Source organism: Streptomyces sp. NPDC059092, from assembly GCF_042756365.1.
Classification (GTDB): domain Bacteria; phylum Actinomycetota; class Actinomycetes; order Streptomycetales; family Streptomycetaceae; genus Streptomyces.
Genome location: NZ_JBHZEJ010000124.1, coordinates 1 through 9,146 on the forward strand (window position 1 = coordinate 1; position 9,146 = coordinate 9,146).

Here is a 9,146-nt window from a genome sequence, read left to right on the forward strand (position 1 = left end):
CGAACCCGGAAGGCCCTCACTCGTTCAAGATCACCCCGCCGTGATTGCTGTCACCAACCTCCGTGGACAGAACACCTAGGGCGTGTTTCGAAAGTAGCGCCGTCCGCCCGTAGGGCGGGCCTGCGGCGTCTGGTGCACTGCGCTCGCTCCGCTCGCTCCGTCTCGGCGCACTGAATCCTCCTTCGGATGCCGAGCGCGATCGCAAGGCGGAGGATCGGCACCCTCGATGGCCCGGACGTACGTGGACGACTCCGACAACGCGGCGAGCGTGCGTGCCAGGCGTCGCGGGCCAGGCTGGACTTTCGAAACACGCCCTAGTACCGCGACCGGCGATGTTTGCCCCGAAGGAGCCGCCCGCCGCGGAGCGGCTGATGTCACCGCGGTGCACCGCACTCCGGGGTCCGGCGGGGGCGACCCTGGAGTTGCCGGGGCCACCCGCGCGCGCCATCGTACGGGAACGACCCGACGGAGAAGTCCGGGAAAGTCCGGAGGAGCGAGGGAGCCCGCCATGACCGACACCCCGTCCAGCCCGAGCGCGGATCTGCTCATCGACGCCTTCGGCCGTATCCGCGAGACGGTCCACGAAGCGGTCGGCGGGCTCTCGCCCGACGAGCTGGAGGTGCGGATCGACGACGGGGCGAATTCGATCGCCTGGCTCGTCTGGCATCTCACCCGGGTCCAGGACGACCACATCGCGGATGCCGCAGGTACGGAGCAGGTGTGGACGGCGGAGGACTGGCACGGGCGGTTCGGACTGTCGTTCCGGCCGGGCGCCACCGGCTACGGGCACTCCGCCAAGGACGTGGCGAAACTCGGCGGCGTCACGGCGGAACTGCTCGCCGGATACCACGACGCCGTCCACGACCGGACGGTCGCGTATCTCCGTACGCTCAAGGACGCCGATCTCGGACGGATCGTCGACGAGGCGTGGACCCCGGCCGTGACGCTGGGGGTGCGGCTGGTCAGCATCGTCTCCGACGATCTCCAGCATGTCGGGCAGGCCGTCTTCGTACGGGGATGGCTGGAGCGGCCCTAGATGATCGATTCCAAGGGATCGTGTGGGATCTCAGATTGGCTGGCCGGATTTCACGCCCGGTGGCCGTTCCGTGGCCGCTCGGCCACGGAACTTGGACCGGCTGGGCAGCCTGTTCACTCGTTGGAGTGAGCCACACGTGGGACAGGTCCTCCATGGACAGTGTCTTGGTGGCGCGGCCTTTCTGCCACTGGTCCGTGCTGAGGGCACGCACGAACCGTTCTGCTGTCACGGTCAGTGTTCGTCGTCGAGATGATGAAGCTGTTGAGGGCCTGGGGTGGTCAGCTGCTTCGCTTGACCTGTTGCGCTCAGCCGCTCCGCGGCGGACGTCCCGCTGGCTGCCAGCCGCTGTGTGATCCGGTCGAACAAGTCCGTCAGCGGCGCACCGACATCCTGGCCGAACTCAGTCAGCCCGTAGGTGACTTGGGGTGGTGTCGTCGGCTCGACCTTCCGCCAGACCAGGTCGTCCTGGACCAGTGCGCGCAGTGTCTGAGCGAGCATCTTCTCGCTGATGCCCTGGATGCTGTCGCGCAGCTCGTAAAACCGAAGGTCGGTGCTCCGCAAGGAGATCAGCACCCAGATACCCCACCTGCTGGTCACGTGGTCGACCACGTCGCGCGCAGGGCAGTCGGTGTGAAACACCTCATACCCAATGCCCGCCTCGGCCTGCGTCAGCTGCGCACCTTCTCTCATGTCCGGAGCTTACCTCTGGGTATGTTCTTACGAAAAGTAAGCCTGCCTCCTAGCGTCAATTACCGCAGTGCACAACGGACTAGGAGCTGAACATGATCGTGGTGACCGGGGCTACCGGGAATGTGGGCCGGCCTTTGACGCAGGCCCTGGCCAAGGCGGGCGAGCAGGTGACGGCGGTGTCACGGCACGCGGCGGCAATGCCGGACGGGGTCCGGCACGTGCCGGCTGACTTGGCCGAGCCGCAGGGCCTCACTCCCGCTTTGGACGGGGCGAAGGCGCTGTTCCTCCTGCTGTCCGGCGACCTGCACGCCCCCGAAGCCAGGCCGACCGACATTATCGACCTGGCTGCTGCCAGCGGGGTCCGCCGAGTCGTCCTGCTGTCTTCGCAGGGCGTGGCGACCAGGCCGCTCGGCCCGTCGCGGATCGTGATGCGCGCGGTGGAGGACGCGTTGAGAGCGTCCGGCCTGGACTGGGCCGTCCTGCGACCGGGCGGCTTCGCCTCCAACGCCTTGGCGTGGGCGGAGTCCGTCCGCACGCAAGGGACGGTCGCCGCGCCCTTCGGCGATGTCGGGGTTCCGATCGTCGACCCGGCGGACATCGCCGAGGTCGCGGCGGCCTGCCTGCTGGACGACCGGCACACCGGCGGAATCTTCGAGCTGACCGGGCCCGAGGTGATCACGCCCCGTCAGCAGTCGGAGGCCATCGCCGCCGCGCTCGGCTCGCCGGTGCGATTCCACGAACTCACCCGCGAGGAGGCCAAAGCCGCGATGATCCAGTTCGTGCCGCCGGAGCTCGCCGACGACACCCTGGACATCGTCTCCGCCCCGAACCCCGCCGAACTGCGGATCAGCTCGGACGTGGAACGAGTCCTCGGTCGCGCTCCGCGCCCCTTCAACAACTGGGTCGCCCGTAACATCGCTGCTTTTCGCTGAGGCACAACTCAGCTGAAGCGCCGGGGCAGCCTCGTGCGACTACGGCCGCACGAGGCGGCCCCGTAGCGTCACCGCCCACCACCGTCCAGAACTCAAGAGCCGGAGCGACCTGACAGGGTCCTACTACTGCGCCAGTCACAGCCGCTTCCTCTGAGGACTGCGGCTGCACCTGGTGTGCACCCTCCAGAGCCCGCCGATCACCTTCGCCCTGACCGGGGCCAAGGCCGACGAACGCGAGACCCTGCTGGACCTGCTCGCCGCCGAACCGGACCTCGTCGCCGACCGGCCGGACAGACGCTGATCGGCGACGAAAACCACTTCGGCCGCGAGTTCGAACACCAACTGGCCGAGCAGAGTATCCGGCTGCTGAGGCCGGACCGCAAAGGCGAGCCGGAACGACCCGGCGCACCGCTGTTCAAGCCACTGCGGCAGGTCATCGAGTCGGTCGACGAAACCTTCAAGGGCCGGCTCGACCTTGAGCAGCACCGAGGGCGCACACCTGGCGGTGTCATCGCCCGCGTCATGCAGCGAATCCTCGCGCTGACCGGGTGCTGCACCCGGCTCTTTCGGACATGCCGCCGATTTGCGATCCGGCTCGCGTCGGGAGCCGCGGCGGAGGCGGCCGAAGCGGAGGCGCCGGCACGGTCGCGGCAGATCGCCTTTCTGCCGTTCCGTCCGGCGAGCAGCGGACGAAGGGATCCGCTTTCCGGACGGCGATCTTTCGGTGTGTCCGTGAGTGGTCACAGGAACGTTGTGGATCAAGGACATCCCGTTCTCGGTGTACGACGTGGTGGATGATGCACGAACAAGCAGTTCACGGACGTCAGCTGCTCCAACTCTTCGAAGGACTGCTTTCATGGCCTCCCTGCGTACTCGTTCCGTTCTGCTCGCCGCCGCTCTCGTCGCTGGAACCGCTCTGCTGACGGCCTGCCAGGGCGACGCGGGCGACGCGGCCTCCTCGGCCGCAACGGCCACCGCCTCTTCGACGAAGGCGGCTGCCGAGGCTGAGGACTCATCGGGTGCGGACAGCAACGCCGACGCGTCGGCCTCCTCCGGCACGAAGGCGCCGGCTGCGGAGAGCGACTCCAGCGGTACCGGTGAGGCCGGCTCGGGATCCGCCCCCGAGAGCGCCGGCGACGGGGCCGGCCAGGACAAGGCTGGCAAGGGCGTGAGCGGCACGTGGCTCGGGAATGTGTCGTACCTGGCGCCCGGCAAGTACACGGTCACCGGCCCGAAGGGTGAGGAGCAGGCATTCTTCACGTCCACTGACACGGAGATCTGGGGTGCGGGTAGCACCTGCGGCGACGCGAACGGCCAGTCCGCCACCAAGTGCACCGAGCAGGAGCTGGAAGCTGCCGCGCAGAAGGGCCTCACCGCCGAGGTGAAGATCAGCAACGGCATCGCCACCCGCATCGCCGACGACCACTGACCCTTCAACCAGGTGCCCCGTCCGGCCCCTCAGGGCTCGCCCTCCAGGTACGAGATGGGCCGGCCGCGCCACCGGGGCGGTCCGTTCGCCCTCCGGGCGGGCTCCGTCGAGAAACTCGGCCGTCGATCTGCTCGCCTTCTTCTGTTGGACGCGCCGCCGGGCGACGGCGCGGCTGAAGGAGCACCGGCCGGCACGATCCCCGCAGCAGAAGGGTGCCCGTTCGGCGGCATCAAGAACGCCGGTGAACTCGGCTCCTCGTACGCCCCGTTCACCCGGATCGCCGAGGCGCACGGGGTCAGTCCGCAGCGGGTCGCTCCGGCCTGAATGCCGGCCAAGTCGCCCACGGTGGTGCCGATTCCGGGCTCCAGCCGTCCGGAGACCGTCGTCGACTCGGCGGCGGCCGATCTCGTCCTCACCCCGGCCGAGGTGGCGGAGCGGGACGCCGTCTGACGCGGCGGGACGGGCCCGAACGCGCCGTACGCTCCCGGCGGAGCCGGGCCCCCGTCCTCAACTCGCCTGCCACAGAAGGCTCTTCCGACCCATTGCCTCTCCGTGATACGGGACCTACGCTGTGCGGCGTACTCCTGAAAGCGCTTTCCAACCCGCCGCCCAACCAGCACCGGGAGCGCCCATGAGAGCCTCGTCGCCCTTCCTCGTGATCACCGCGTTACTCGCGCTCGTCCTCGGTGCCGGGGTGGCCGCCCCGCCCCGGGCCGAGGCCGCACCGTTCCGCGTACTGGTCTTCTCCAAGGTCACCAATTTCGAACACGACTCGATTCCCGCCGGCATCAAGGCTGTTGAGCGACTCGGTAGCGAGAACGGCTTCGACGTGGAGGCCACCTCCGACGCCGCCGCCTTCACCGAGGAGAACCTGGCCCGCTTCCAGGCGATCGTCTTCAACAACACCAACTCCACGCCGGAGAGCGGCGATCTGCTCGATGCCGCCCAACGCGCCGCCCTCCAGGGGTTCGTACGCGGGGGCGGCGGCTGGGTCGGGCTGCACTCCGCGTCCGCGAGCGAGCGCGACTGGAGCTGGTACGAGGGGCTGGTCGGCGCGGTCTTCGACAAGCACCCGGCCGTCCAGACGGGCCGGGTGAAGGTGCTCGACCGTACCCATCCCTCCACCCGTGACCTGCCACAGCTCTGGGAGCGTACGGAGGAGTGGTACAACTGGCGGACCAACCCGACGGGCAAGGTGCACACCCTCGCCCAGATCAAGGTGAACGACGGGATCGACGGCCTGGACGAGGGCGTCGACCATCCGTGGTCCTGGTGCCAGAACTACGACGGCGGACGCTCCTGGTTCACCGCCGGCGGGCATGACGCGGCCTCGTTCGAGGAGGACGCCTTCCTCTCGCATCTGCTCGGCGGCATCCAGTGGGCGGCGGGCAGCGCGCCCGGCGACTGCACCGCCACCCGCACGGGCGCCTTCCAGCGCACCCCGCTGGTCACCAGCGACCTCGCCGATCCCTTCGAGCTGGCCGTGGCCCCCGACCGCCGGGTCTTCTTCATCGAACGCACCGGCAAGCTCAAGGTGATCGACCAGGCGTCGCTCCGGGTCTCGACCGCGCTGGACTTCGCGTACGCCCCCGAGATGACGAGCCAGTCCGACGGTCTCCTCGGGCTGGCGCTCGACCCGGATTTCGCGACGAACCAATGGCTCTACCTGCTGCACTCCGACAAGAGCGAGAAACAGCTCAACCTGTCGCGCTTCACGGTCACGGGCGACACCGTCGACCCCGCTTCCGAGAAACGTCTGCTCACCGTCCCGACGCTGCGCGGCGAGGGCCGGGCGAACTCGCACATGGCCGGGTCGATCGCCTTCGACAAGAACGGCGAGCTGTACGTCGCGACCGGCGACAACACCGATCCGTTCGCCTCCGACGGCTTCACACCGATCGACGAGCGGGCGGGGCGCCGCGCCTGGGACGCCCAGGGAACGGCCGGCAACACCAACGACCTGCGCGGCAAGGTCCTGCGGATCACACCGCGGGACGACGGCACGTACACCGTTCCCGAGGGCAATCTGTTCGCACCGGGTACGGATCGCACCCGTCCCGAGATCTACGCGATGGGCCTGCGCAACCCGTTCCGTATCACCACCGACCCGCGGAGCGGGGCGCTGCTGGTGGGCGACTACGGGCCCGACGCACGCGCCGCCGTCGCCGACCGGGGTCCCGAGGGCACGGTCGAGTACAACCGGATCACCCAGGCGGGGAACTACGGCTGGCCTTACTGCGTCGGCGCCAACACCCCCTTCAACGACTACGACTTCGCGACCGGCACCCCCGGCCCGAAGTTCGACTGCGCGAACCTGGTCAACGACTCGCCGAACAACACCGGACTGCGCGAACTGCCGCCCGCCGCACCGGCGACGGTCTGGTACACCTACTCTGCCTCGGCCGGCTTCCCCGAACTGGGCACGGGCGGTGGGGCGCCGATGAGCGGTCCGGTCTACGACTACGACCCCGACAACGCCTACCCGTCCAAGTTCCCGGCCTACTTCGAGGGGAAGTGGCTGGTCTACGAGCTGACCAGGAGCTGGTTCAAGACCTTCTCGTTCCAGGAGAAGGACCAGACGTTCACCGATCCGCGGTTCCCCCCGGTGAAGGCCGGTGACCTCCAGTCCATCAACGGTGTCTTCGGCGACATGAAGTGGAACCAGCCCTTCGACGCGGACTTCGGACCCGACGGCGCCCTGTACGTCATCGACTTCGGGCTCGGCAGCGGCACGGGCCGGGGCGGCAGCAACGAGGGCTCCGGCATCTACCGTATCGACCATGTCGGGGACGACCGGCTGCCCGAGGCCAGGACCACCGCGACCCCGGACACCGGGGCCGCGCCGCTCACCGTCGCGTTCTCCAGCGCGGGTTCCGGACTGCCCGAGGGCCAACCGGTCCGCTACGCCTGGGACTTCGACGGTAACGGGACCACCGACTCGACGGAGCCCAACCCGTCCCATGTCTACCGGGACACGGGCCGGTTCACCGCCCGGCTCACCGTCACCGGACCGGGTGGGCTGACCGGGCTCTCGGTCCAGGAGATCACCGTGGGCAACACACGCCCGGTGGTGACGATCCAACAGCCCCCGGACGGCGGGATCTTCCGCTTCGGCGACACCATCCCGTTCACCGTTAAGGTCAAGGACCGGGAGGACGGGAAGACCGGCCCCCGCGGCAGGATCGACTGCGCACGGGTGGTCGTCCAGTCCCAGCTCGGCCATGACAGCCACCTCCATCCGCTGGACAACTACACCGGCTGCAAGGGGGAGATCGTCACCGACGCCGGGGACAGTCACGGCCCCGGGCAGAACCTGTACTACGGAATCACGGCACGCTACGAGGACCTGGGAGGCGCGGACGGCGTGCCCGCCCTCACCGGCTCGGCGTCGCTGACCCTGCGTACCGCCTTCCGCGAGGCCGAGCACCGCACGTCGACCGGCGGCGCGCACGGCGGGGCGCAGACCGTGGACCGTGCCGACTCCTCCGGAGGCAAGCGGCTGGGCGAGATCGAGGACGGCGACTGGATCGCCTTCGACCCGGTATCGCTGAAGGGCGTCGATTCGGTGACGGTCGGCGCGTCCTCGGGCGGCATCGGCGGCGACATCGAACTCCGCGCCGACTCCCCCACCGGCCGGCTGCTGGGCAAGGTCACCGTCCCCGTCACCGGCGGCTACGGCAACATCGTCTCCCCCACCACCGACCTCGTCGACCCCGGGCGCACGGTGAAGCTGTACGCCGTCTTCACCAACCCCGCCTGGACCGAGCAGGGACCGGATCTGCTCGCGGTGGACTGGCTGCACTTCAACGGCCCCGGTGTCGAGAAGAAACCGGCCACGAAGGTGACGGCCCGGGCGGCCTCGGCAGGCGGCTCCACGCCACTCACCTTCCAACTCACCTCGAAGGTCAAGCCGTTGGCCGGGCGGACGATCGCCTCGTACCACTGGGACTACGGCGACAACTCCAAGCCCTCGGGTCCGGAGGGCCCGAGCGCGACGCACACGTACGCCCGGGCGGGCGCGTACACGGCGCGGCTGACCGTCACCGACGACCGGGGTGACACGACGACCGGCGCGGTCCGTGTCGACGCACGCTGAGAGGGGAGCAGGATGAACCGCAAGAGCTACGGCAACGGCATCGACATCGGCACTGCCACTGCCATGGGCACCGCCGGCAGACGGGCGTTCCTCGGCGCCGCAGCGGGGATGGCGGTCGCGCTCAGCGGTACGGGGAGCGCGAGCGCCCTCGGACACGGGCGGCGGAACAGACGGATCCCGCCGTCCGCGATCGGCATGCACCTGTACACCATGCGCACCCCGCTGGCCTCGGACTTCCCCGGGACGCTGGAGCGCCTGGCGCGGATCGGCTACGCGACCGTCGGGGTCAGCGGCCGGCACGGCCACAGCGCCACGGCCATCCGCGCGATGCTGGACGCCGCCGGGCTCCGGGCGGTGCTCGAACACGTCGCCTACCCCACGGTCACCGGCAGCGGTCTGCCGCAGGCGATCGAGGACGTCCGTACGCTCGGCGGCCGGTGGATCGTGGTGCCGAGCCTGCCCACCACGATGCACTCACCGGCCGGATACCGCGAAGCGGCACGGCAGTTCAACGCGGCGGGGCTGCTCGCGCGGCGCGCCGGGCTCAGGGTGCTCTTCCACAATCATGACGGCGACCACTCCACCGTCGACGGGGAGAATCTGTACGGCATCCTGCTCAAGGAGACCGATCCGGAGCTGGTGGGCTTCGAGCTGGACGTGTACTGGGCGTCGAAGGGCGGCGACGATCCACGCCGGCTCTTCGTGACCCACCCCGGCCGGTTCCCCGCGCTGCATGTGAAGGACATGACGCCGCAGGGCGGGTTCGAGGACGTCGGCTCGGGTGTGCTGGACTTCCCCGCGATGTTCGACACGGCGCGGTCCGGGGGCGTACGGCAGTGGCTGGTGGAGCACGACACACCGGCCGACCCGTTCCTGACAGCGCTGCGCAGCTACCGGTATCTCGCGCGGCTGCGCTACTGATCCGCGTAAGGGACCGGCCCGTACGGGCCGGTCCCTTACGGG

Annotated in this window: 6 protein-coding genes and 2 pseudogenes; 7 read left to right on the plus strand and 1 reads right to left on the minus strand. The window is 69.4% G+C overall.

Annotated elements, in window-relative coordinates; genetic code table 11:
* Positions 1-508 precede the first annotated feature (508 nt).
* Positions 509-1,036: a DinB family protein gene (locus ACFXPL_RS36315; protein WP_384927448.1), complete on the plus strand. Its 528-nt coding sequence runs from the start codon at positions 509-511 to the stop codon at positions 1,034-1,036.
* 231 nt (positions 1,037-1,267) lie between these two features.
* Here ACFXPL_RS36315 and ACFXPL_RS36320 read toward each other — a convergent pair whose 3' ends face one another.
* Positions 1,268-1,726, minus strand: a complete 459-nt coding sequence (locus tag ACFXPL_RS36320) for a winged helix-turn-helix transcriptional regulator (protein WP_384927449.1) — start codon at positions 1,724-1,726, stop codon at positions 1,268-1,270.
* Between the two features lie 92 nt (positions 1,727-1,818).
* On the opposite strand from ACFXPL_RS36320, the gene ACFXPL_RS36325 reads away from it, so the two are divergent.
* From ACFXPL_RS36325 to ACFXPL_RS36350, 6 genes and pseudogenes are all read left to right on the plus strand, one after another.
* Complete coding sequence (locus tag ACFXPL_RS36325) at positions 1,819-2,658, plus strand: SDR family oxidoreductase (RefSeq protein WP_384927450.1); 840 nt, start codon at positions 1,819-1,821, stop codon at positions 2,656-2,658.
* An 88-nt stretch (positions 2,659-2,746) separates the two neighbouring features.
* Positions 2,747-3,204 (plus strand): annotated as a pseudogene (locus tag ACFXPL_RS36330) (transposase); the annotation flags it as partial.
* Between the two features lie 310 nt (positions 3,205-3,514).
* Positions 3,515-4,087 carry a hypothetical protein gene (locus ACFXPL_RS36335; protein ID WP_384927451.1) on the plus strand — a complete coding sequence of 191 codons (573 nt, stop codon included), beginning with the start codon at positions 3,515-3,517 and terminating at the stop codon, positions 4,085-4,087.
* 216 nt (positions 4,088-4,303) lie between these two features.
* Positions 4,304-4,537: pseudogene (locus ACFXPL_RS36340) on the plus strand (aldo/keto reductase); the annotation flags it as partial.
* A 181-nt stretch (positions 4,538-4,718) separates the two neighbouring features.
* Positions 4,719-8,183 carry a ThuA domain-containing protein gene (locus tag ACFXPL_RS36345; protein WP_384927452.1) on the plus strand — a complete coding sequence of 1,155 codons (3,465 nt, stop codon included), beginning with the start codon at positions 4,719-4,721 and terminating at the stop codon, positions 8,181-8,183.
* 63 nt (positions 8,184-8,246) lie between these two features.
* Entirely contained in the window at positions 8,247-9,104 is an 858-nt protein-coding gene (locus ACFXPL_RS36350; protein WP_384927453.1) for a sugar phosphate isomerase/epimerase family protein, read from the plus strand.
* The last annotated feature ends 42 nt before the right edge of the window (positions 9,105-9,146 follow it).